Source organism: Ensifer sp. 22460, assembly GCF_052044935.1.
Lineage (GTDB): Bacteria > Pseudomonadota > Alphaproteobacteria > Rhizobiales > Rhizobiaceae > Ensifer.
Window position 1 is genome coordinate 38,487 of record NZ_JBQENZ010000036.1, and the last position, 22,158, is coordinate 60,644.

Consider the following 22,158-nt stretch of genomic DNA (forward strand, 5'->3'; position numbering starts at 1 on the left):
ATGGCCGAGAGCTATCGCCGCAGCCAGTGGAGCAACGGCCTTTTCATCCTTCCCTATCTAACTGTCTTTGTCGTGCTTTTGGTCTTTCCGCTCTTCTGGGGCGCGTGGTTGAGTCTGCACAAGGTCGATCTCTTCGGGCCGGGCCGTTTCGTCGGCCTTGGAAACTATGCGCGCGTCATGGCCGACCCAGTCTTCCTGCAGGCACTGCGCAATACGGTCATCTTCGTGCTCGTGAGTGTGCCGTCGCTCGTTGTACTCGGACTTTTCCTGGCGCTTGCCCTCAACAAGACGACGCGAACAACCTCGTTCCTGCGCGGCCTGTTCTTCTCTTCGTCCGTGCTTTCGGTTACGATCGTGACGCTGATCTGGCGTTTTGTCTTCATTCCCGGCGACGGGCTGTTGGCGGTTGTTTCCGAACAGCTCGCAATACAGCCGATCAACTTCCTTTCAACGAGCGGCTGGTCGCTGTTTTCGGTCGGCGTCGCTACCGTGTGGTGGTGCCTCGGCCTGCCGATGATGCTGTTTCTTGCCGCTCTGCAACAAATCCCGAACGATCTCTATGAAGCCGCGGCGCTCGACAATGCCAGCCCATGGCGCGTGCTCACCCGCGTGACGCTTCCCTCGATCGCACGCACCATTATGCTGGTCACGATTGTCCAGATCGTGATGCAGTTTCAGCTGTTTGGCCAGGCGCAGATCATGACGAATGGCGGCCCCAACGGCACGTCGCGACCGCTCGTCATGTATATCTATGAAGTCGGTTTCGTGCGCTGGGATGTCGGCAAGGCTGCTGCAGCCTCCGAGTTCCTTTTCCTCATCATTCTCGTGGCGGCGATGGCGCAGTATGTGGTCTCGACGCGCAAGTCGGAGGCCTCCGAATGAGCACGGATCAAAGGACCTGTCGTTCGGATGCCCTGACCGGCAATCGAACCCTGCTTACGATCGCCATTGCGCTCTCGCTCGCCATGATGGCGCCGGTCGCCTGGCTCGTCGGCCTGTCGATCAAGGACAACAAGGAACTGATGCTCGGCACGGAATCGGTATTCCGATTGCCCTACACGCTCATCAACTACGTCAACATCGTCCACTCATCGCAGGCCTTTGGCTGGTTTTTCAACAGCGTGGTGGTTGCGATCGGACAGACGGCGGGCGTGCTGATCCTGTCTTCACTTGCCGGCTATGCCTTTGCCCGCCTCGAATTTCCGTTGCGCAAGACGATATTCGTCATCGTGCTCTTCGGTCTTGCTGTGCCCGAACAGGCAGTCATCATTGCCCGTCACCAGATGTTCAACTGGTTTGGCCTTCACAACACCTATGTCGGACTGATGCTGCCTGGCATGTCGTCTGCCTTCGGGGTCTTCCTGATGACCCAGTTCTTCAAGGCTATCCCCAAGGAGATCGACGAGGCGGCACTGCTCGACAATGCCTCTCCGCTGCGCATTTTTTGGAAGGTACTCTTGCCGCAGACGCTGCCGGCCCAAGCGACGCTCGGCATCTTCACCTTCCTGCATGCCTGGAACGACTACTGGTGGCCGCTGATCTCCGCCACGAGAAAGGAGATGTTTACGCTCACCATCGGCATCGCCTCGTCCCAGACCAATTTCGCCCAAAGCGAAGGGCTCGGCTTTCTCAGCGCGCAGGCAGTCTTTGCCAGCCTGCCGGTGCTGATCGTCTACGTGATTTTCCAGCGCCATATCGTCACCGCGGTTTCGAGCGGTGCTGTGAAGTGACTGCTGCTGCGGCCGGGAGGAAATGGCCGCAGCAGGTTTGAACCCGGGCGAGAGCCCGTCAAAGGGAGAGATTTACCATGAGACGTTTTCTACTCAGTACGGCAGCATTGATCGCGCTGACTTGCGGCACGTCGGCTCACGCGCAGACGAAGATCGAGTTGCAGCGCTTCTTCGGCGCCTGCGAGGCAGACTATGGTTCCGTCACCGATGTTTCCAAGGCTATCGGCGAGTGCGGTATCATCACCTCGCTGGTGAACAAGTTCGAAGCCGATAATCCCGATATCGACGTCAATGTGACCACCGTGGAATGGCCGGGTTATGACCAGCTCAACGCCCAACTCTCATCGGGCGCTGCGCCAGACGTCGTGTCCATGCATTACTCCGCGATCTCCGATTATCAGTCGCGCGGTCTGATCGACCCGGTCGATGAGGTTCTTTCCGCGCAGGGCATCTCGCCCGATAGCTTTACGGTTGCCGCCCGTGACGGTGTCACCAAGGAAGGCCAGATGTTCGGCCTGCCCTTCGACAACTGGACGATGCTCTTCCACGTCAACATGAACCTTATGAAGCAAGCTGGCCTCGTCAACGCAGACGGCACGCCAATCCTTCCGAAGTCGGCTGACGAACTTGTAGCTCAGGGCAAGCAGTTCAAGGAAAAGACCGGCAAGCCTTACCTCGTGCAGATCCTCGCCAATGAGACGGCCGCCTATGCGCGGGTACTCTACACACTGCTGCAGCAGCAGAACGCTGACTTCTTCGCCGACCCGACCAAGATTACGCTGAATACGCTCGAAGCCAAGAACGTCGTCGAGCTTATGAAGAAGATCAAGGACGAGGGCCTGACAACAACCGGTCTTGACTATGCGGCAGCTGTTACCGCGTTCACCAACGGCGATGGTGGCATTGCGGTCAACGGCACCTGGCTGATCGGCGATTTCGTCGCACAATCGGAGAAGGAAGGCACCCCCCTTGCGAAAGGCTACACGGTTTACCCGGTTCCGCAGCTTTATGCTGGTCGCGACAGTACCTATGCCGACGGCCACAGCTGGGTCGTACCGCGAAAGGATCGTTCGCCGGAACAAACTGCAGCGGTCGGCAAGCTATTCAAGTTCCTGGTCGACAACGACTTCCAGTGGGCTCGCACCGGTCACCTGCCGGCGGTCAAGGCGGTCTTCGACATGCAGGAATTCAAGTCGCTGCCGCGCCGTGATAACATCGCCGAGGTCGCACAGACTGGCCGCTCGCTGCCGGGCGCCGTCCAGCGCCAGTTTGCCATCCAGGACATCATCGGCGAAGAAGTCGGTGCGGCCGTAAATGGTGACAAGACAGTCGACGAAGCCCTCGGCAGCGCCGAGAGCCGCATCAACGACCTGCTCGCCAATCTTTGATCCGGCGCCAGACGATCTCCCAGAGTGGGGCGTAGGGACTTCGGTCTCTGCGCCCCGTTTGTTTTTGCGTCCCAGCCGGGCCGCGTCATATTTTCTTCGCTTCCGTGTTGGAGACAAACGATCTATCTGCGGGGGCATTGAGTACTCAAGGCTCACGATCAAGTCGTGAGCAGGTGTGGAATTGGCAGCAGATCCAGGTTCAGATCTTCTCAAGATCACCACCGAAGCGTGGGTTGGCGGATAGAACGCCCCGAGCTGGCTGGCCGCGCTTTGCTTCCGGCCATATCCATCGTTCATTCCCGGAAATCTGCATAGACAGCCGCCGTTGGCAGATGGAAGCGAACGTCACCGTGCCACCGAAAAATTTTGAGAAAAGTTATCTCGTGGTTCAAACTTCCGGAATGAGTTCGATAGCTGAACTGCCCCCGCTTTCGACCGGACAAGTCAGCATAAGCAGCCTCCGGGCGAACCTACCAGTTGTCGGCAGGTCGAGAATTTGCGAGATCACCATAATATGCAGACGGAAGTGCCTTCGCGAGGAACGAGAACTCCGAATGGCAATGGCGCATCAGCCCCAGTCCGATCTCGTCCGGGACAGCGTGGCCGCCCTTGTCGCTATCGAGACCAAGAACGAATCTGCTTCGCAGAACGAGGCCATCGGGCGTGTCCCGTGTGACGTGCATCATCCGGCCGCCTATTGGAACTCCATGCTCGTCAGTCTCAACATCATCGCCAAAGCCAATTCCGGCGTAGAAAAGTGCGGATACGCCGCCCACCCGCTTTGCGGCATCGATGTCCGTGGCACTGAAGTATGCAGCTGGGCTTAGGAACTTGATGGTTGCTTTGACCGGAGGAACCTCTCCTAGCGACTCCGTCGCCCTGATCGTCGCGCCGATGTAGTTCTCACCTTTTTTCCAAAGCTCGTCCCAACCGAAATGGCGCTTGTGATCAATCGGATGCCACCAGCGAAGGTGTTCGTCGGTTTCAAAATACTTGAACCACCATTCCAGCATCGCTCCGTTGCACCCTGGCATTATCGTTCTGCAGGCGACCGTGAGGGTGCCGGAGCCGAAGCGCTCGATACCCATTTCGAGTCTAATTGGGTCGGCGTGCAGCAGCGCGACAGGGATTGCTGCTTCCAAATCCTGTTGCATTTCCTATCTCCTATATTTAGGAAACGTGTGGCGTTTCCTAAATTCGATGGGTATACCCTTCGTACGACGTTGGTCAAGGGGATCAAGATTTGGAAAAGCGAGCGAGAGGGCGTCCGGCCCGTAATCGGCTTGAGGTGGAACGCAAAATTCTCCAAGCCTCAACACAGCTTCTCTTTGATCAGGGATTTGCCAAGTTCAGCATCGATGCGGTGTCGCGTAGCGCAGGAGTTGCCAAAAAGACTGTTTACGCTATGGCGGCCAATCGTGAGGAACTGGTCGGGAAAATCGTAGCGTCCTGGACTGAGCAACTCCAAACGAGTGGAGATCACCGGCCGAGCGAGCCGCGTCCTGATCCGGGGAGCCTGCGGGAGCTATTGAGCAGGATTTATCGGATCGCCCTATCCAAGGAAGCTGTAGCCCTTTTCCGTCTCATCTGTGCTGAAAAGGAGGGTCGAGAACGGCTGGCAGAAATCTATAATCGAAATGGAGTCGAGCGGGGAGTGCTGGCCGTGGCGAACTGGCTGCGCGAGTACCAAGCCGATGTCCAGTCATTTGATGTCATCCGATCTGCCCGGATGATCCTTGCTGCTCTGGTTGCTGAGCCCTTGCGCAGGGCCGCTATCGGCCTTGAAACACCATGGAACGATAGCGATGAGGAGGTCACCGCACGGGTTGGAGAGTGTGTGGATTTCTACGCACGTGTATTGTTCGAAGAGTTGGGCACGGCACCATAACGGCCATCGTGGCGCATCTGATGCCGAGGCGGCGTCACAGCAATTAGGTGGTGAGCGTATAGCGCGACGAATGCCGGATCAGATGGTGCGACAATCAATCGGCGCGATGTTCCGGGGTTGTAATCCACATGCAGACCGCCGGACGCCTTGTTTTTTTGCCGTCGCACCGCCACGCGTGTTGCCCGTCGAGTGCTGGCCAAGCCGAAACCTGAGCACGCGGTGGCGGTCAAACTCTGGGAGAATCGTCCCCACTCCTGTTCACGTTGATGCCCCTTTACATCTGAGGTGACGCCCACTGATGAGCCAGCGTAAGTGTGGGTGATCGCGTTGCGATCGCCCAATAGATCGGGCCACAATTAACCGAAGCGAAAATGGATCGACGCCTTCGTATCCGTGCTCGATTTCTAAGGCGAAAAGGGCACTAAGACCGATTTCAACGAATGTCACCGACCTTCAAGGGGCTTTGGCTGAAACCTCTGTCTTGGCTGTAGCCCTTTAACGCCGTATCGCGAACTTCAGCTAGGCAAGAAGCCGTGCGTACGGAACCAGGCCACTTCATCACGCAGGGTTTCGCTCACGGGCCGGAACTCCAGACCCAATTCTCGTGTGCTCTTCGCACAATCGTAGCGAGATCGGTCATTCTCCGTGGCAACTGTTCGCGCCATGGCCCAACTCAAGAGTACAGGCTCGCCAGTCATCCGCGCGTAGAGCTCATTGCCGGCGCCGATCAGGTAAAGCAAGAAGAGTGGAATGCGGCGGGTCGGTGCCTTTGCCCTGGTGGCTTGTGCGATCAACGGCAACAAATCGGCCATGGTCATATGCTGTCCGGCGGCGAGGTAACGTTCGCCGCGTTGCCCCCTGTGGCTAGCGAGGATCATCGCCCGCGCCACATCGCGCGCATCGACCACCGAGAAGGAGCCGGGGGGAACGCCGGGCAAGCGCTCGAGCGCCACATCCAGCACTGTTTGGCCAGCCGACGTCGGCCCGATATCCCCCGGCCCGTGCATCCAGCCCGGAAGCACCATGGCCGCCCAAAAATCGGGATGTTTGTCGAGAAAATCAAGCACCACGCGGTCCGACAGGATCTTGCTGCGGTAATAATCATCGGCGTCCCGCTCGTCCCGCAACATGGACTCGTCTATGGTTTGTCCCTTTGCACCGCGCAGCACTGCAACCGAGCTGGTATGGACGAAGCGCCGCACTCCGGCACGATAAGCGTGATCGAGCAAGCCACGCGTACCCGCGACATTGGCCGCGTAGAGCGCGTCCCAATGCTTCCCGCCTTTGTAAGAGTCGCGGAAATAAGCCGCTGTGTGGAAAACCACGTCGACGCCCCTAAGTGCGTCCGCAAAACCCGACACGTCGAGCATATCGCCGGCTATGATCTCTAAATCCAGCCCGGCAAACTGCATTGCTGCTTTCTCGTGCGAGCGAACCAGCGCGCGCACGCCCCAGCCGTCGGCGATTAGTTCGCGGACCAGATTGTTGCCCAGAAGGCCGGTTGCCCCAGTCACGAAGGCAGTCGGCTCATGGGACTCGTTATTAGGATAGTTCAGCATGAAAGTGTTCCACAATTGAGGGAACGCATCATATAAGGCTGGACTAAGGTCCATGGTCAACAGCTTAAGGTGTAAAAATATGCTGATCGGAGAATTCGCCCAGCGGACAGGATTGAGCCAGGACACTGTCCGCTTTTATGTCCGCAAAGGTCTGCTCAGGCCGCAACTCGGCGCCAAAGGTGGTCGCAATCCCTATCAGATCTTCACCGATCAGGAGGCCTCGACGGTTCGGATGATCCGTTTCGCACAATCACTGGGTCTGCCACTCAAGGAGATCGCGGAGATTGCCACGGAACTGCAACGCGAGGGCTTATCGCCGGCGCGTGAGATCGAGATCATGGACGTCCAGCTCGTCAGGCTTGAGCAGAAGGCAATTGAATTGGCCGAGCTGACCAATTATCTGCGGGCGAAGCGCGACTGGGTCGCGTGCGGCAAGCCGGGCGATGAACCGCGATTTACCGATGACACGCTTTGCTAACCCGCGAAACGCACGGAATCTTCGATCGACCAGCCGTCGGGCGCTATCGGCGAATGGCAGCGTTGGGTCCAAACGCGTCGATCGTAGCTTCCGAGGTAAGGTCTGGAAGTGGTGCAAACCTGCAGCTCGGCGGCATGTATCATGTCCGCTTCTGTGATACCACCGTGCTCTGCTCAGTGTCCGACTTGGAGGTGCATGCTGCCGGTCACAAACTTAAGCGTGGACGTCGCCTTAGGGGCGGACAGAACCGTGCTAAGAAGGGCCGCCGATGGCGGCACCCCAATTCTTCTCACATGGAAACTGATCCGATTAATAGTTACGTCGCTCTTTCTTCTGCGGTATTCGGTCTCCACTTGATCAGCCGGCCTTCCAGAACATCAAGAATTCGGTCGATGATGAGCACGAACGCGGCCAGGATGATGATGCCGGCAAACACTCCAACCGCGTCGAAGTTGCCTTCCGCCTGCGCGATCAGATAGCCGAGCCCGGCAGAGGAGCCGAGATATTCGCCAATGATGGCGCCGACCACCGCGAAGCCGACTGACGTGCGAAGGGAGGACAAAATCCAGCTGGCTGCCGCCGGAAAATAGACATGCCGCAACAGATCGGAACGTTTGGCCCCGAGAATCCTTGCGTTTGCGAGGACGACCGGATTGACTTCGCGGACGCCCTGCATGGCGTTGAAGAAGGTGATGAAGAAGACAAGCGTTACTGCGAGCGCTACCTTGGACCATAGGCCGAGACCAAGCCAAAGCACGAAAATTGGGGCAAGCACGACGCGCGGAATGGCGTTCAGGCCTTTGATGAAGGGGTCCAAAATCCGTGCCGCACTGCGGCTAAGACCGAGCCATACACCGGCTGCGACGCCAAGGCCTGTGCCGATGATGTAGCCGAGCACAGTCTCCGTCAGTGTGATTGACACATGACGATAGAAGCTGGGGTCAACAATCCAGCTGATCATCTGGTTGAAGATGTCGAGCGGGGCTGGAAAGAAGAAGACATCGATGAAGCCGGCGGTCACGCCAAGCTGCCAGCCGCCGAGGATAAAGATTAGCATCCCGAGCTGGATGATGCGTTCAGTCACGACGTTCATAGCTTTTCTCCACTTCGCCGCGCAGGGACGCCCAGATATTTCGATAAAGATCCATAAAGCGTGGATCGAGTTTAATTTCCGCGACGTCGCGAGGGCGCTCGAGTTCCACCGGGAAGCTTTCGATAACCCGTGAACGAGGGCCGGCTGCAAGAATTGCGACCCGGTCGCCGAGGGCTATTGCTTCTTCGAGGTCATGCGTGATCATTACGACAGCCCTGCGCTCTTCCTGCCACAGACGCAGGAGTTCGTTTTGCATGAGGTGCCGTGTGTGAATATCGAGGGCCGAAAAGGGCTCGTCCATTAGGATGACTTTGGGGCCGGAGATTAGGGCCTGCGCCATCTGGACGCGCTTGCGCTGGCCGCCCGAAAGCTGATGCGGATAGCGATGCTCGAACCCTTTGAGTCCGACTTTCGCAAGCCAGTTCATAGAACGCTCGCGTCGCTCTGAACTCGGCACACCTTTGAACAGCAGTCCCAGCTCGACATTCTCGATCGATGTCTTCCAGGGCAGCAGCGCGTCCTGCTGAAAGAGATAGCCGATATCGTTCTGGACGCCCTTAACCGGAGCGCCGTCGATCGCCACTGTTCCGCTGGCAGGCTTCAGAAGACCAGCAATGGCGTTGAGCACGGTACTTTTGCCACAGCCTGTTGGTCCCACGATGGCGAGAAACTCGCCATCGGCAACTGTCAGGTTCACGTCCTGCACCGCTACATAGGAGCCGAATGACATCGTGACGGCGTCAATCGATACCATTGGCCTCTTGTTTAGCTCGCCCGACGGAACGGACATGGGTTTTACGACAGCCAAAGCCATGGCCTCCTCCTGGATTAATTGATGGTCTTGTCGTTGACTTTGTCCACGAAAGCATTCGTGTAGGTTTTGGAAAGATCGATAGTCGCGGCAGCAACCTTTTCGTTGAAACTCTTCAAGACGGCGAGGGGTATCTGAGTGTCGGTCTCGCTGAATTTGCCATCGACCGAGAAGATCAGTTTGGCATTCTCGACAGCCTTCACATAGGTGCCCCGGTCACCGGAGATGAATTCCTTCGGCAGTTTTTCGACGATCTCTTCAGCGCTGTGTGTGTTCATCCAGGCCAGCGCCTTCACGGTCGCGTTTGTGACTTTCTGGATGGTTTCCGGGTTCTCATCGATATAGGCCTGCGTCGCATAAAGGACGGAGGTCGGGTAGATCCCACCGTAGATTTGCGTGGCACCGGCGTCGCTGCGGGCGTCGATCAAAATCTTGCCGACACCCTTGGCTTCGATAAAGGTTGCCGCCGGATCGTAGTTGACCAATAGATCAACCTTTCCTTGCTCGAGCGCCGCAACAGCAGCTGAACCGGAGCCGACCCCGATCAACGAGACGTCATCAGCCGATAGGCTGTGGCGCTGCAGATAATAGCGGACGAAGAAGTCTGAAGACGAGCCCGGCGCTGTGATACCGATTTTCGCGCCCTTGATCGTTTCAGGTTTGGCGGGATCGAACGCAGCGTTCTTTCCACCGGCAAGCACGAGCCCGGAATTGCGGGCCAATTGCACGAAGGCGACAACAGCCTTGTTCTGCGACTGCATCTGGATGGTGTGGTCGTAGAAGCCGACGGCGATATCCGTGGAGCCGGCAACGAGCGCCTGCAGCGTCTTGGAACCGCCCGATGCGAAGTTTTCGACGGTTACCTCAAGACCTTCCTTCTCGTAGAGACCTAGGCCAGCTGCGACCGGAAAGGGCAGGTTGTTGAGGTTGTAGGACCCGACGCTGATGCGGACGGGTTCCGCAATAGCCGAACCGGCGAAAGCGACCGTTGCCGCAAGTGCGAGCAATAGGTTACGCATGTGTATTCCTCCCTGATGCGTGGCGCCCTCCCGGCAACCACTTTCGATTATGCCGCGCAAACCATTTGCGCGATAGGTTTTGCAAAGACCTGGCCTTCGAAGAGGCGCCGGGCCGTACGCAGGATTCCAGCAACTGTCTTGCCATCGCGGGTATCCAGTTTCACTTCCAAACGGCCGCTTGGATGGTCGAGAACGAGAACGACCGGTGGCTTGCGGTCTCCGATCAGCCGCGAGGCGACGGTTCCGTCGCTGATGCAGGCCGTGGCTATGCCGACCGCACCGGTCGTTGCGAGAGATGGGTGGCACTGATGCGGCATGAAATAGCGCACGCCGAGATCGCCGCCGTTGTTGGGCCTGGAGATTAGAACCGGCTTTGGCGTGACCTGATTGCTGACGTCACCCATACCCATGCGCCGGCCAGCTTCGAGCCTCAGAGTTTCGAGCCGTTCGAGCAATGCGCCGTTGGTATTAAGCTCGGCTGCAGGTTCGTCGCCCGTCACACCGAGGGCGGTGGCTTCCAGCAACATCATCGGCATAGCGCAGTCGATGCAGGTGACATCGATACCGTCAATGCTGTCGCGCGGGTTGCCGGTGGGAAAAAGCTTCCCCGTGCGTGCCCCAGCCGCGTCCATGAAGGTCAGCGCGATCGGCGCAGCATTGCCAGGCACGCCGTCGATCGAGGCATCCCCCATATAGGCAACGCAGCCATCAGGGGTCGGAACCTCCGCTTCGATCACTTTGCCGGTATTGACGTTGTGAATGCGCACGCGGGTTACGCCCGTCGCCGCCTTGACCAGGCCGGCCTCGATCGCGAACGGCCCGACGGCCGCTAGCATATTTCCACAATTCGGCGAGGTATCGACGAGTTGCTGATCGATGCGGACCTGGGCGAACAGATAATCCACATCGGCATCCGGTATGGTTGCCGGGCCGACGATGGCAACCTTGCTGGTAACGGGGTTGCCGCCGCCGATACCATCGATCTGCAGAGGATGACCAGATCCCATGACCGAAAGCAGAATTTGATCGCGTGGACGCTCATCTGACGGAAGGTCGGAGGCGAGAAAGAACGGTCCTTTGGAGGTGCCGCCTCGCATCAGAACGCAGGGAATGGAAATCAGATCGTTCATGGTTGTGTCCGCTTACTGATGTGATTTAAATATCAATCAGCTTCTTTGTTGCAGTAAGCGGCAAAAAGATTGATATGTGAAATGCGAATATTAGAAGGAATGATGCGTTGTGAGCATTAATTGCGAGATACTGGATCTCCGCGCGTTTCTAGCGGTCGTCGAACTGGAAAACTTCCACCGCTCTGCCGAAGCGCTCAATCTGTCACAGCCGGCACTCAGCCGTCGAATTCAGAAGCTGGAGCTTGCAATCGGGGCGCCCTTGCTCGAGCGCACCACCCGTCATGTCTCGACAACCGCCCTTGGCGCGGAGCTGATCCCGTTGGTGCGACGAATGCTTGAGGAGTTCGACACGTCGCTGTTTGCGGTGCGCGATGTCGGATCTCAGCGCAGCGGCCTTGTGACTATCGCATGTCTGCCAACGGCCGCTTTTTATTTTTTACCAACCGTCATCAAGCAGTTCAGCGACGAGTATCCCAATATTCGTTTTCGCATTCTCGATCTGCCGGCTACCGACGGTTTACAGGCAGTCGCCCGTGGGGAAGTCGAGTTCGGCATCAATATCATGGGCTTTTCAGATCCCGACCTCATCTTCGACAGGCTCATCGAAGATCCATTCGTGCTGGCGGCACGCAAGGATCATCCGCTGGCGGCGAAGAGCGAACTCGAATGGGACGATCTGGCGCCCTATCAACTGATCACAGTTCACCGGTCCAGCGGCAATCGCACGCTTCTTGACGCTGCGTTGGCGAAATCGAACCTGAAACTGCGTTGGTCCTATGAAGTCACACATCTTTCGACATCGCTTGGTTTGGTGGAAGCCGGGCTTGGAATTTCGGTTCTGCCAAAACTCGCTACACCACAGGAAGAGCACCCGTTCCTCGTCACGAGACCTATTCGCAATCCTCAAATCTCACGAACGATCGGCATTGTGCGTCGTCGCGGTGGGACGCTTTCGCCCGCGGCCGAGCGCTTCATGACAATGTTGATTGGGACGTGGTCCGAAGGAAACTGAGCAACTGAAAAGCTACCGGGATGGTAACCCGACTACTTTTCAGTCAAATGTTCTCTTTTTTCCGCTACAAGAACGCCTTGGGCGGCGCCACGCTGGCGGCCGCGACGTCAGCTGGTCTGTCCCGTCTATTGGGTTGGGAAACGATGCTGGAATTGTGGGGAGTGCCTGCGCTCCTTGCGCTTGTTCTGTGGCATACGTCATCCGCTTCGGAAGCGCACGGGCACGGGGTGGTCTCCGGCAGCGTCAATGCGCCGCCTTCGGAGCAACGTCCGGCAGAAAACTGCCGTTCAGTAAGCGACCGCAATTCGGCCATTCGCTCTCCAAAAACGTAGACCCCAAAGCTGCTTGCAATTACCTACCAATCACATGGCCGATTTGGCTGCGTAGTCGGCTTGACGGTCTGCACTAAACTTCAGGCCCTTGTCGTGGCTGCGGCACCGACTATCCGCTGATGCTGGTCGCCTGAGACCAGACGACCATCCATTGGCCATCACGCTGTTCGTAGACGTCGGTGTGCCAGTAATCACTGAGAGGGACTTTGTGCCCACTGAACAAGACCTCCAACTGGGCGCGATATCGGATGACCGCAGCGGTGTCGTACAGGCGCACCGCAATGTCGGCAGGCTCCCAGGTCAGGTATCGAATTTTGCCCAATGCGATAGACCCCAGATACTCGTCTTTGGAAAGGGCCACGCCGATTGGCGTGATCAATTGAAAGTCTGGTGCGTGAAGCTTTCTTGCCCGGTCGAGATCAGCGACGACGAGGGCGCGCAGTCTGGCGCGTTCCGTTTCACGCAAAAACTCTATTGTGCTGGAGGTTTCGACAGTATCGGGGGATCGGGTCGTCACGGTATTCTCCAATTGAAAAAGGCGAGATCGCTCGATCTCTAAATAAGTGACGATTATACGGAGGCTGCGGCTGTCGGCGGCATGGCTGCGATCAAGCCCAGGTCAATCAGGCTCTGGGCGCTAGCCCGTATAGCCTCTTCCTCTAAGCGCGACCGCCAGTTCAGGACATGCCTGGCCTTTGCTGCGCTGACACTCAGGTCACGATTGAGTTCATGAACGATGGTTCGTGCATGGGGGTCGGATTCCGCCATCGCCCTAACCACCTCATCGGGAACTTCACCTGAAGGAAGCCGTGAGACGTACTCTGGGAAGGACGCAGCCAGGACAGCTACCAAATCCTTGAGCCAGAAAAAGCGCCCGCCAACGATAAACCTTTGATCTTTGGCTTCGGGCTGCGTCATCGCCAGCAGGTGAGCCCGCGCCACATCGCGCACATCCACCACTGAGAAACCAAACCGTGGAATACCTTGGAATTGTCCTGTCATCAGATGATGGATCAGTCCCACGGATGTCCCGAAATTCGCTCCGAGCAACGGCCCCAGGATCATGCTCGGGTTAATGACCGTCAGTTCGAGCCCTACGTCGCGCGCAAAGGCCCAGGCAGCACGCTCAGTCAAAGTTTTTGACTGGTAATAGGGCGTTGCCCGCGGACCGTTCGGGTCAGTCCAATTTTCTTCGGTGAAGGGGGCCTGCCCGTCGCCATGGTTGGTGGCACCTATCGAGGATGTGAGGACCACCCGCTCGACGCGCGCGTTGTGCGCCGCAAGGAGCACCCGCAAAGCGCCCTCACGGGCGGTCTGGATCAAAGCGTCCGTATTTTCCGGAAACCCAGGAGGAAAGGGAGACGCGGTATGAATGACATAACGACAGCCTTCGACAGCTGCAGGCCAGCCATTGTCGCTATCAAGATCTGCCTGCACGAAGCTGAGCCGCTCCAGAGCATCCTTGCCAATATGAGCGCCAAGCAGACGTCGCACGCTGTCACTTTTTTCGATGTGGCGCAGACTACCGCGCACACGATAGCCTTCCTTAAGCAACTGAAAAGCGACGTGCCCGGCGAGAAACCCACCAATGCCGGTAACCAGCACCGCTGCATTTGCAGCGTTCGTCTCTTTTTTCATCGAATGTCCTTCTGACCGCATCAGTCGGCCATGTCGATTAGACACTTGAACCCTAAATGTCCAATCGTCTTTTGACAGTCTGGACTTAAGGTGTCAATCTGCCCATCATGCAGCCCGACCAAAAAATAACCCTGATCCTGGATGCAGCCTTGCCGGTGTTTGTGCGGTTTGGCTTTCGCAAGACGTCAATGGCGGACATTGCCCGTGCGGCGTCGATCTCGCGCGCCTCGCTCTATTTGAGCTTCAGCAGCAAGGAAGAGCTGTTTCGGGCCGGTTCAGCTCGCGCCCACGCCAAGGCTTTGGATGAAGTGGCAGCGGTGCTGGCGAGCGACGGGTGTGCCTTTGATCGCATTGCCAAGGCCATGGCGGTTTTTCAGCGGGAGTTGATTGCGCCATTTGGCGGCAGTGCTGATGCAGATGAGCTATTTGCCGCCAACGTGGCCTTGGCGGCCGATATTACGCTCGACGCGCGCCAGAAGCTTTTGAACCTGCTGACGCAAACCATACTGGCTGCTGCGCAGAAGGGCGAAATCGATCTTGAACCTCTGGAAGTGCCACCTGCGCAGCTGGCCAATCTCATTGTCGCTGCCATGAATGGGATCAAGCACGCCCAAGGCGGCGGTTCCAGCCTTCAAGACGGCATGAAACTCTTCATGCGCCTTCTTCGACTGGCCGTAGCCGCCGTTCCGCTCCCGCCCCAAATCGGATCTCGTGAATGAAGAACCAGCCCCACGAAGCGGTCATCCGGTTTGAGCGAATGACCGTTCCATGTTCATATTTCGGTTCGCTCAGCCAAAAGCAACGCATCCTCGATGTCCACACCGAGATATCGAACCGTGTTCTCGATCTTGGTGTGCCCGAGCAATATCTGGATGGCGATGGCCGCTTTCGTTCTTCGCAGCGAGTGCGTGCCTAGTCCGATGCTCGAAGCCCAATCGCTGTGACCCATTCATCGACCAGGCGGGCGTACTGCCGCGTGCTCATGTGCCGCGAGTGATCGACCCGACTTAGGAAAGCGTATTCATCGACGGTGCCACCGCGTCTCTCAAGCCACGCCAATAGGCTGGCACGCACATCGCTGGTCAGTTCGAATTGGACCCGGACGCCCGGTCTTCTGTTGAACGACCGTTGCCCGCGTTCGATTCTCCGGTCCAGTTTCCAGGTCGCCTGTCTTTATCTTGACCAGATACAACGGCGAAGCTTGCTGTCGATCGCGAGATCGAAAAGCGCGCGATCTCGAACCGCCCTTCCCGATCCAGGAAGAAGCGGATTGCCCAGATCTGCTTCTGCGTCAGAGGGCGCTTGGTCCCGACCGTCTTCCCCGCATTCCATGCGGCACAGCCGCGGGCTGCAGCATTATATCGAGAGTATCCCATTTCATTTCTCCTTGGCCTTGATTGGCCGAAAGAGAAACGATCGAGGCTGGCAGCCCTCGGGCCGGAAGGAGACTGGCCGCATCTGGAGAGTTGGCCAGAAATGCCGACTTAGCGCAGTTGCAGTTCGGGTCTCCCCCGGAACGCAATTTCGCGAACAGAACTGGGCGCTTCCGCCGAAAGCCCCCGCTCGCCGCCCATCACCACGCGTTCAAGAACCATCCGCTTTCCGTGGATACTCATTTCCGTGTCGTCCACTTCGACGCCGTCGGTCACAAAGAAGGATGACGGCTCGATGGAGGTGGCGATCGCCTGGACATTACTCTGACCATTTGTTGACTCACCCGCCGCTGAACAATAACTTGCGAACTCGGTCGTTAGGCTTGTCCTCACATGACGGATCAGTCTCTTCAGCGTCGCCTTGCCGCCATCGTCGTTGCCGATGTGGTGGGATATTCACGCCTGATGGAGGCTGATGAAGTCGCAACGCTGGCGAACCTCAGGGAACTCCGTTCTGGCGTTATCGAGCCGGCTGTGATGCGCCACAACGGTCGCATCTTCAAGGTCATGGGCGACGGATTCTTAATCGAATTCGTTAGCGCGGTGGACGCGGTCACAGCAGCGTTGGAAATGCAACGGGCCACCACTGCTGTTGAGGCTTCCGGAGACCGGCGCCTGCTTTTGCGTGTAGGCGTCAATCTGGGAGATGTCATTGACGACGGTTCAGACGTCCTCGGCGACGGCGTCAATGTCGCGGCGCGCCTCGAGACGCAGGCCGCACCGGGAGGTATCTGCATTTCAGCCAAAGTTCACGGCGAGATCGTCGGCAAGATCGGCGACCGGTTCTTTGATGCAGGCGAACGCTACCTAAAGAACCTGACTCGCCCGGTCCACGTGTGGCATTGGCCGGATGCGCTGCAGAGCATATTGCCGCTGCCCGAATGTCCCTCGATCGCTGTATTGCCGTTCACGAATATGAGTGGGGATGAAGCGGACGCGCCTTTCGTCGACGGCTTGACCGAAGACCTGATCACCGACCTTTCCCGTACGGCTGGCCTGTTCGTCATCGCGCGCAATTCCGTGTACGGCTACAAGGGCAAGCCGGTCGACGTAAGGCTGGTCGCCCAGGAGCTCGGCGTCCGCTACGTCCTTGAGGGGAGCGCCAGACGCGCAATGGGCCGTGTCCGCATCAATGCCCAATTGATCGACGCGCTTGGCGGCCAGCACTTGTGGGCCGACCGGTTTGACAGGACGGTGGAAGATGTTTTCGAATTACAGGATGAAGTTAACGCCAAGATTGTTGAAGCCCTCGTCGGCCGGCTGACCATCCCGACGCAGCGCAATCGGCCGAAGAACTTTGAGGCGTACGATCTGTGTGTGCGCGCCCGCCTCCTGACGGAAGAGTCGCCGCAAACTGAGCGTGAGGCCTATATGCTGCTTCAACGCGCGGTTCAGCTCGAGCCATCATATGCCGAGGCGCTCAGTCTGCTCGCCTATAACCGTTGGCTTGCCTGGACTCATTTCGGCGAGCCCGAAGATCCTAACCGTCGGATGGCGGCGACGTTCGCGCAGAAGGCGGTCGACCTAGATCCCAACGATGCCGGCTGCCGTTACGTTCTGGGAACCATTTTGGCTTATGAGCGGCGATGGGAGGAATCGGAGGCCGCCTTCGCCAAGGCCCTGGAGCTGGACCCCAACCACGCCGACACCTGGGCCGCCATGTCGGACATGTCCGTGCTGGACGGCAGGGTTGCCGACGGACTAGCGCAGATCGAAAAAGCTCTGCGGCTCAATCCCTATCCAACCTGCTGGTATCTTTGTCATCTTGGGCAGGCGCAATACGCCGCGCGTGACTATGGGGCGGCAACCGCTACACTCCGCAGGAAGGACACGTATCGTACCAACTCACGCAAATTCCTGGCTGCTTCGCTTGCGCAGTTGGGCCACCCTGAGGAGGCGCGGCGAGAAGCAGAATTGTTCCTGATCGCCCACCCTCATTTCACGATCGGCCATTGGCTCAGCTCCCAGCCGCTGCGCGATGCATCTGTACGAGACCACTTTGTCGACGGCTTCCGAAAGGCTGGCCTGCCGGAGATGTGACAGCTGGTGGGGACAATCCCGACGCGTTCGAGGACTTGATCAACGGATATGCGCTGCGCGAGAACGGCGGTCTGGATCGCAGTGCCAAGCTTCTTCAGACGCTCCACAAAACGCGTCAACCAGACCGAGTCTCGCATGAATTTTCCGCTGGACGCATCATGGTGGCGATGAGCCCGTAGCCCAGAATGAAGACAGGATGCTTTGCGAAACATTTAAGCAGCTTCGCCGAGACATGAAGGCGACGACGCTTACTTCCGCTATAGGCGGCGCCGTTACCTTGAAACTAGACAAAATCTGCTTTCCGGCAGGTGCAAGGTCTGCTTCAACGGCCGAAATGGGGCCGCAATACTGCCGTTCGCAAACTTATGCGTGGAACTCGCCTTAGGGGCGGACAGAATCGTGCTCCCACGAGCCCTGCACGGCTTGTTGCCGTGACGTTCACCTCTTGGGCCAAGAAGATTGCATAATGTATCGGGCCTTTATCAACCAAAGACAGCGACGGCTGATTTGACGATGATGCCACCATCCGGACTTCTGCGCATTTGCCGACCGGTAGCAGCGCGGAATCGAGGGAACCCGTGCCCCTGCCGGATGCTCGATATGCGAGGAACGGGGATATCCGGAGAGTTTTCTGGGCCGCTGGTTCTGGCTAATTGGGGGGCTACGACCCCCCGGCGAATACCTGTTACGCCAAGGAGCAGCCGGCTAATTATGCCCCTGACGGGGTAATCTATTCAAACTGCCTGTATGAGACTCGCTCCCCAACTACGACGCCACGGGCGCTATCCTGACTTTCCAGATCGCGTTGAAATATTGGGCCAGCCGCGTACGTCGACAAGTGATGAGCGCCGAGGCGTTGGGATGCGGGCAAGCCGAGCGTGATCGGCCTACCTGACCGGGCAGTGGCTATCACCGCCGTAGAGACACACATTAGGCTTTACAGGAGATCACCCATGACTGAACCTAGTTTCCTCGCTCAATTATCTTCCACGATCGTCGAAGCCGCCGCTGCGGTGGCGCCGAGCATTGTTGAAATTGCCTCAACCCGTTCGCTCGCTACCGGGTTCGTCTGGCGCGAAGGGCTCATCATCACCGCAGATGAAGCTCTTTCCAACGAAGGTCAGATCCTCATCGAATTCTCGGATGGCACGCAACACCCAGCCAGCGTGGTGGGGCGCGATCCGTCGACTGACATCGCGCTGCTTCGCGTCGAGGGAGCCGACGCGCCGTCGGCTGTGCTCGACCAAGTGGTGCCTCGACCTGGTGCACTCGTCGTGGTCGCCGCGGCCGCCGAGAGCGCGCCACTTGTTTCATTCGGCAGCGCGATTGCGGTTGGTCCTGCGTGGCGATCGATGCGCGGCGGGAAAATCGATGCACGTATCGAGCTCGACGTGAGATTGCGACGTCGCGCGGAGGGGGGCTTGGCGATCAGTGCGGAGGGCAATGTCTTTGGAATGGCGGTGCGCGGCCCCCGGGGCCGAACCCTCGTCATCCCCTCTGCAACCGTTGAAGGCGCGGCGGTTCTCCTCCTGGCGCATGGCGAAGTCCCGCGTGGCTATCTCGGCCTCGGGCTCCATCAGGTCGCCGTTACCGGTGGCGGCCAGGGGGCGATGGTCATGAGTGTTGACCCCGATGGACCCGGCGCTATTGGTGGGGTCCTGCAAGGAGACATCATCGTCCACTGGAACGGTGAGGCCGTTCCTTCGGTGAATGCGCTCGTGCGGACCCTTGACCATCAATCGATTGGCAGATCGGTCTCCTTGGGGATCAGGCGTGCGGGCGCTGATGTCGAGGCGGCGGTCACTATCGCGACCCGACCCCGCCGATGAGTGACACGGGCCCTGTTACGATCGCGGTGCGCATCGACGATCCGGTGCTTGCGGAGCGGTTGAGCGAGTTGCTGACGTCAGTCGATTGGGTGCGTCTGGCGCCGGAAGGGGAGATGTGCGAGCTGGTCCTCTCCACGGCGCGGGCCGCCACGGAGGAGGCGGGCCTGACTTCCCGCGAACGCGAAGTCGTGGCGCTTCTCGCAGAAGGTCTTTCGAATAAGGAGATTGCTCGCAAACTCGGCATCTCTGTCGATACAGCGAAATTTCATGTCGGCCGCGTCATCGACAAGCTTGATGCCACCGGCCGCACCGATGCGGTCGCCCACGCCGCGCGGCGCGGCGTGATTCATCTGTGAAGGCGCTTTTATTATGCTCGATACACTTCCAATTGACAGTCATTCTGATGACGGTCATCCGCTGACCATCCCATAGATGCCTATTCGCGCGCTGTTGTGCGTGTCGCGGAAGCCGTAGGCCATCCGTCGTGCGTGTCGGAAATCGACGCGGAGCGGGCTCGCCGTTGCCGGAGACAAGCAAATTAAACATGCGATCAGTTCGGCTGGCATCTCCTTGACCTTGAGGTCATAGAGCGAAATGCCGAACGGCAGGTCGATTTTGTTGTTCGGTCCTTTGGGGGAGTTCACCACCACCTGAGGCGGAATGGTGGGCGCTTCCGCGTGCAGAAGCAGCGACTGCTCCGGTGACAGGAACCAGTCCTTGCCAAACCGGTCATTGCAGAACTCCCAGAAGCTCGTGTACCAGGGGGCGGTGTCCTGCTGCTGTGCCTGCGGGCAGGTCGACGTGAGCCAGCCCTTGATGATATCGCGCAGGAACCCGTTCTGCAGCCGCCGCTCCTGGTGGACGCGGGTCAGCTCATCTGACTTGAATATGCGTCGCCCGCCGTCCTGCAGCGCTTTGAGGACGGCCCGTGATTCTGCGAGTTTTTCATGGGGCTTGGCGATGGCCGTGCCTTTGCAAGTTTTTTCAGTCGTGAAATAACAAGTGAATTCTGCGAAAAACATTAAATTTCGCAATAAAATCATACTTCTAGATATGTTCCCATACTCATTAATGCAGAAGGATCGTCACCCCATGGGCCGAGTTTCTCCGAGGCCTTTCTCAACATAAGAAGTCGCTATTGCATACGATTGTCATTGAACGACAGCACAGCACGCCCGCCAAAATGAGGCAGAGCCGAGATTCGCTATTAAGGATGAACCGCTCACGAAGCCGCTGACCAGCAAGACGCCACAGGTCGCAACAGCGACGAGACCGACGAGCGGACGATCGATCCGCTCCCCGAGAAAGGGCCAGGCAAGACTGAGGATGAGGATCGGATCGAATGCCCAAAGCAGGGTGGTGACGCTTGCACTTGTCTCGACAAGACCGAGCATAATTAACGTGTACGCCAGCTCGCAGAGCGGTCAGCGTTTCCTAATGGATTGACGGAAACCTGCGTCACCTCCTCCTCCGTGATCGGATGCCCGCCGGGTCCGCTTTTTTGCTTCTTCTCACCTTCATCTTCGGTGGATAGCAACCTGACGACGCCGGCAAACAAATTCGCCAGCACCACGCGTTCACCATTTACTTACGATGGAATTACGCGGAAAATTAGCGTCGTGGGAGGAGGCATTCGGCCCTCTCGACTAGCGCGCCCGAACGGCTTCTGCCCCTTTCAAGGGAGGACCAGTTATGAGGCGTATTTTGTTGCACGCGGCAGCATCGGTCGCAGCGCTATCGGTTGGCGTCTCGTATGCATCCGCGCAATCAGGCAGTGTCGAGAAGGCGGTCGGCGGCTACAGTTTCGAGGACGCCGCAAAAGAGGCGCCCGGCACCAAGGATTTCCATTCGGCCGACGGCCACCTCACCTTTGGTATCGTGACGCACACGGCCGGGAACGGCTTTTTCGATCCCGTCTATGTTGGCGCCACGGTGGCCGGCAACATGATCGGTGCCAAGATCCTGCTGCTTGGGTCGGAGTCGCCGGTGGACGATCCGGCCCGCGAGATCGAAATCCTTAATCAGATCGTTCAGGATCCTACGATCGACGGCATCATCATGACGACGCCGCAGATCGGCGCTTACAACGACATCGTAAAGGCAGCCGAAGCAAAGGGCATTCCGGTCGCCACGACGAACTCCTTTGACGGGACGCTGCTCAACCGCAGCAGCATCAGTCATACCGGTCAGGACGCATCCGCGGCCGCGATCGGTGGCGAAGCACTTGCCAAATGCGTGCTCGACAGCGGCAAGACCAGCGGCTCGATCCTGCTGCCGTCCTCGACCGCGATGGGCAATATCGAAGTGAACAATCGGGTGACCTCGGCCTTTAATGCCATCGTCAAGACACTGAAAGACGCCGGAAAGCTTGAAAACTTCAAGGTGGACGCCGGGCCGGAGAATGTCGGCATCGACACGAACCCGAACGATCCCGTGAACGCGCTCGTGTCGCTCTTCGAGTCGCGTGGTGACGTCGTCGGGGCCTTCACTGCAAACAATGTCTTCACGCCGCCCCTCGTCAAGGCAGTCGCGCAAATGGGATGGACCGGCAAGTTCTGCGCCTTCGGCTTCGACCTGGGGCCGGCGCAGCAAGAGGGCATCGCCGCGGGGAACCTTACGGGCTCGTTGGGACAACAGCCGTTCCTGCAAGGCTTCTGGCCGGTCATGCAGCTCTACCTGCAGATCGACCGCGGCATCTCGGCCGCCAATCTCGACACGCGGGCCCAACTGGTGACGAAGGCGACCGTCGCCAATGTCGGCAAGCGCTTCGAGAACTGA

Annotated in this window: 22 protein-coding genes and 1 pseudogene; 11 read left to right on the top strand and 12 right to left on the bottom strand. The window is 58.3% G+C overall.

Annotated elements, in window-relative coordinates; translation table 11 throughout:
* The 3 genes from ACTJKM_RS31665 (at nucleotide 1) to ACTJKM_RS31675 (ending at nucleotide 3,118) form a co-directional block, all read left to right on the top strand.
* Nucleotides 1–882, top strand: coding sequence for a carbohydrate ABC transporter permease (locus tag ACTJKM_RS31665; protein WP_058328577.1), 882 nt, complete (start codon nucleotides 1–3; stop codon nucleotides 880–882).
* The gene (locus tag ACTJKM_RS31670) at nucleotides 879–1,730 is read left to right on the top strand and encodes a carbohydrate ABC transporter permease (RefSeq protein ID WP_058328578.1); all 852 of its coding nucleotides are present in this window, start codon (nucleotides 879–881) and stop codon (nucleotides 1,728–1,730) included. The genes ACTJKM_RS31665 and ACTJKM_RS31670 overlap by 4 nt, the downstream gene beginning before the upstream one ends.
* A 77-nt stretch (nucleotides 1,731–1,807) precedes the next feature.
* Nucleotides 1,808–3,118: an extracellular solute-binding protein gene (locus ACTJKM_RS31675; RefSeq protein ID WP_058328579.1), complete on the top strand. Its 1,311-nt coding sequence runs from the start codon at nucleotides 1,808–1,810 to the stop codon at nucleotides 3,116–3,118.
* A 470-nt stretch (nucleotides 3,119–3,588) separates the two neighbouring features.
* Here the strand turns inward: ACTJKM_RS31675 and ACTJKM_RS31680 are convergent, their stop codons facing one another.
* Complete coding sequence (locus ACTJKM_RS31680) at nucleotides 3,589–4,272, bottom strand: DAPG hydrolase family protein (protein ID WP_058328580.1); 684 nt, start codon at nucleotides 4,270–4,272, stop codon at nucleotides 3,589–3,591.
* A gap of 89 nt (nucleotides 4,273–4,361) precedes the next feature.
* On the opposite strand from ACTJKM_RS31680, the gene ACTJKM_RS31685 reads away from it, so the two are divergent.
* Nucleotides 4,362–5,006: a TetR/AcrR family transcriptional regulator gene (locus ACTJKM_RS31685; RefSeq protein ID WP_063893395.1), complete on the top strand. Its 645-nt coding sequence runs from the start codon at nucleotides 4,362–4,364 to the stop codon at nucleotides 5,004–5,006.
* Between the two features lie 515 nt (nucleotides 5,007–5,521).
* On the opposite strand, the gene ACTJKM_RS31690 is transcribed toward ACTJKM_RS31685, so the two are convergent.
* Entirely contained in the window at nucleotides 5,522–6,565 is a 1,044-nt protein-coding gene (locus ACTJKM_RS31690; RefSeq protein ID WP_058328582.1) for an SDR family oxidoreductase, read from the bottom strand.
* A 79-nt stretch (nucleotides 6,566–6,644) separates the two neighbouring features.
* Here ACTJKM_RS31690 and ACTJKM_RS31695 point away from each other — a divergent pair, with 79 nt between their 5' ends.
* Nucleotides 6,645–7,043, top strand: coding sequence for a MerR family transcriptional regulator (locus ACTJKM_RS31695; protein WP_058328583.1), 399 nt, complete (start codon nucleotides 6,645–6,647; stop codon nucleotides 7,041–7,043).
* Between the two features lie 316 nt (nucleotides 7,044–7,359).
* Here ACTJKM_RS31695 and ACTJKM_RS31700 read toward each other — a convergent pair whose 3' ends face one another.
* From ACTJKM_RS31700 to ACTJKM_RS31715, 4 genes are read right to left on the bottom strand one after another with little or no spacing between them, the layout of a single operon-like run.
* A complete protein-coding gene (locus ACTJKM_RS31700) occupies nucleotides 7,360–8,136 on the bottom strand; it encodes an ABC transporter permease (RefSeq protein ID WP_113513406.1) in 777 nt (258 codons plus the stop codon).
* Complete coding sequence (locus ACTJKM_RS31705; protein ID WP_058324019.1) at nucleotides 8,120–8,950, bottom strand: ABC transporter ATP-binding protein; 831 nt, start codon at nucleotides 8,948–8,950, stop codon at nucleotides 8,120–8,122. Before ACTJKM_RS31705 ends, ACTJKM_RS31700 begins: the two co-directional genes overlap by 17 nt.
* A 14-nt stretch (nucleotides 8,951–8,964) precedes the next feature.
* The gene (locus tag ACTJKM_RS31710) at nucleotides 8,965–9,966 is read right to left on the bottom strand and encodes an ABC transporter substrate-binding protein (protein ID WP_058328585.1); all 1,002 of its coding nucleotides are present in this window, start codon (nucleotides 9,964–9,966) and stop codon (nucleotides 8,965–8,967) included.
* Between the two features lie 47 nt (nucleotides 9,967–10,013).
* Nucleotides 10,014–11,096 carry a 4-oxalomesaconate tautomerase gene (locus ACTJKM_RS31715; protein WP_058328586.1) on the bottom strand — a complete coding sequence of 361 codons (1,083 nt, stop codon included), beginning with the start codon at nucleotides 11,094–11,096 and terminating at the stop codon, nucleotides 10,014–10,016.
* 109 nt (nucleotides 11,097–11,205) lie between these two features.
* Here ACTJKM_RS31715 and ACTJKM_RS31720 point away from each other — a divergent pair, with 109 nt between their 5' ends.
* Nucleotides 11,206–12,108 carry a LysR family transcriptional regulator gene (locus ACTJKM_RS31720; protein WP_058328587.1) on the top strand — a complete coding sequence of 301 codons (903 nt, stop codon included), beginning with the start codon at nucleotides 11,206–11,208 and terminating at the stop codon, nucleotides 12,106–12,108.
* 441 nt (nucleotides 12,109–12,549) lie between these two features.
* Here ACTJKM_RS31720 and ACTJKM_RS31725 read toward each other — a convergent pair whose 3' ends face one another.
* Complete coding sequence (locus tag ACTJKM_RS31725) at nucleotides 12,550–12,957, bottom strand: nuclear transport factor 2 family protein (protein ID WP_057248381.1); 408 nt, start codon at nucleotides 12,955–12,957, stop codon at nucleotides 12,550–12,552.
* A 53-nt stretch (nucleotides 12,958–13,010) separates the two neighbouring features.
* Nucleotides 13,011–14,078, bottom strand: a complete 1,068-nt coding sequence (locus ACTJKM_RS31730; protein WP_058328588.1) for an SDR family oxidoreductase — start codon at nucleotides 14,076–14,078, stop codon at nucleotides 13,011–13,013.
* Between the two features lie 107 nt (nucleotides 14,079–14,185).
* Between ACTJKM_RS31730 and ACTJKM_RS31735 the strand changes: the two genes are divergently transcribed.
* Nucleotides 14,186–14,797 (top strand): TetR/AcrR family transcriptional regulator, encoded by a 612-nt coding sequence (locus ACTJKM_RS31735; protein ID WP_058328589.1) that lies wholly within the window; start codon nucleotides 14,186–14,188, stop codon nucleotides 14,795–14,797.
* Nucleotides 14,798–14,850: 53 nt separating this feature from the next.
* Here ACTJKM_RS31735 and ACTJKM_RS31740 read toward each other — a convergent pair.
* Nucleotides 14,851–15,454, bottom strand: a pseudogene (locus tag ACTJKM_RS31740) (tyrosine-type recombinase/integrase).
* 108 nt (nucleotides 15,455–15,562) lie between these two features.
* Entirely contained in the window at nucleotides 15,563–15,844 is a 282-nt protein-coding gene (locus tag ACTJKM_RS31745; protein WP_058328590.1) for a hypothetical protein, read from the bottom strand.
* Here ACTJKM_RS31745 and ACTJKM_RS31750 point away from each other — a divergent pair, their 5' ends adjacent.
* From ACTJKM_RS31750 to ACTJKM_RS31760, 3 genes are all read left to right on the top strand, one after another.
* The gene (locus ACTJKM_RS31750; protein WP_113513408.1) at nucleotides 15,845–17,551 is read left to right on the top strand and encodes an adenylate/guanylate cyclase domain-containing protein; all 1,707 of its coding nucleotides are present in this window, start codon (nucleotides 15,845–15,847) and stop codon (nucleotides 17,549–17,551) included.
* A gap of 953 nt (nucleotides 17,552–18,504) precedes the next feature.
* Nucleotides 18,505–19,380, top strand: a complete 876-nt coding sequence (locus tag ACTJKM_RS31755; RefSeq protein ID WP_058328592.1) for a S1C family serine protease — start codon at nucleotides 18,505–18,507, stop codon at nucleotides 19,378–19,380.
* Nucleotides 19,377–19,736 carry a helix-turn-helix domain-containing protein gene (locus ACTJKM_RS31760; protein WP_058328593.1) on the top strand — a complete coding sequence of 120 codons (360 nt, stop codon included), beginning with the start codon at nucleotides 19,377–19,379 and terminating at the stop codon, nucleotides 19,734–19,736. The genes ACTJKM_RS31755 and ACTJKM_RS31760 overlap by 4 nt, the downstream gene beginning before the upstream one ends.
* A gap of 54 nt (nucleotides 19,737–19,790) precedes the next feature.
* On the opposite strand, the gene ACTJKM_RS31765 is transcribed toward ACTJKM_RS31760, so the two are convergent.
* A complete protein-coding gene (locus tag ACTJKM_RS31765) occupies nucleotides 19,791–20,402 on the bottom strand; it encodes a hypothetical protein (protein WP_440639150.1) in 612 nt (203 codons plus the stop codon).
* 129 nt (nucleotides 20,403–20,531) lie between these two features.
* Nucleotides 20,532–20,792, bottom strand: coding sequence for an EamA family transporter (locus ACTJKM_RS31770; protein ID WP_440639154.1), 261 nt, complete (start codon nucleotides 20,790–20,792; stop codon nucleotides 20,532–20,534).
* Nucleotides 20,793–21,072: 280 nt separating this feature from the next.
* On the opposite strand from ACTJKM_RS31770, the gene ACTJKM_RS31775 reads away from it, so the two are divergent.
* Nucleotides 21,073–22,158, top strand: a complete 1,086-nt coding sequence (locus ACTJKM_RS31775) for a substrate-binding domain-containing protein (RefSeq protein ID WP_113513412.1) — start codon at nucleotides 21,073–21,075, stop codon at nucleotides 22,156–22,158.

Bases quoted from the DNA above. Each gene is read 5' to 3' on its own strand.
- ACTJKM_RS31690 (WP_058328582.1), bottom strand. From the start codon at position 6,565: ATGCTGAACTATCCTAATAACGAGTCCCATGAGCCGACTGCCTTCGTG.
- ACTJKM_RS31675 (WP_058328579.1), top strand. From the start codon at position 1,808: ATGAGACGTTTTCTACTCAGTACGGCAGCATTGATCGCGCTGACTTGC.
- ACTJKM_RS31755 (WP_058328592.1), top strand. From the start codon at position 18,505: ATGACTGAACCTAGTTTCCTCGCTCAATTATCTTCCACGATCGTCGAA.
- ACTJKM_RS31680 (WP_058328580.1), bottom strand. From the start codon at position 4,272: ATGCAACAGGATTTGGAAGCAGCAATCCCTGTCGCGCTGCTGCACGCC.
- ACTJKM_RS31735 (WP_058328589.1), top strand. From the start codon at position 14,186: ATGCAGCCCGACCAAAAAATAACCCTGATCCTGGATGCAGCCTTGCCG.
- ACTJKM_RS31700 (WP_113513406.1), bottom strand. From the start codon at position 8,136: ATGAACGTCGTGACTGAACGCATCATCCAGCTCGGGATGCTAATCTTT.
- ACTJKM_RS31705 (WP_058324019.1), bottom strand. From the start codon at position 8,950: ATGGCTTTGGCTGTCGTAAAACCCATGTCCGTTCCGTCGGGCGAGCTA.
- ACTJKM_RS31670 (WP_058328578.1), top strand. From the start codon at position 879: ATGAGCACGGATCAAAGGACCTGTCGTTCGGATGCCCTGACCGGCAAT.
- ACTJKM_RS31760 (WP_058328593.1), top strand. From the start codon at position 19,377: ATGAGTGACACGGGCCCTGTTACGATCGCGGTGCGCATCGACGATCCG.
- ACTJKM_RS31710 (WP_058328585.1), bottom strand. From the start codon at position 9,966: ATGCGTAACCTATTGCTCGCACTTGCGGCAACGGTCGCTTTCGCCGGT.
- ACTJKM_RS31775 (WP_113513412.1), top strand. From the start codon at position 21,073: ATGAGGCGTATTTTGTTGCACGCGGCAGCATCGGTCGCAGCGCTATCG.
- ACTJKM_RS31715 (WP_058328586.1), bottom strand. From the start codon at position 11,096: ATGAACGATCTGATTTCCATTCCCTGCGTTCTGATGCGAGGCGGCACC.
- ACTJKM_RS31750 (WP_113513408.1), top strand. From the start codon at position 15,845: ATGACGGATCAGTCTCTTCAGCGTCGCCTTGCCGCCATCGTCGTTGCC.
- ACTJKM_RS31730 (WP_058328588.1), bottom strand. From the start codon at position 14,078: ATGAAAAAAGAGACGAACGCTGCAAATGCAGCGGTGCTGGTTACCGGC.
- ACTJKM_RS31665 (WP_058328577.1), top strand. From the start codon at position 1: ATGGCCGAGAGCTATCGCCGCAGCCAGTGGAGCAACGGCCTTTTCATC.
- ACTJKM_RS31695 (WP_058328583.1), top strand. From the start codon at position 6,645: ATGCTGATCGGAGAATTCGCCCAGCGGACAGGATTGAGCCAGGACACT.
- ACTJKM_RS31765 (WP_440639150.1), bottom strand. From the start codon at position 20,402: ATGTTTTTCGCAGAATTCACTTGTTATTTCACGACTGAAAAAACTTGC.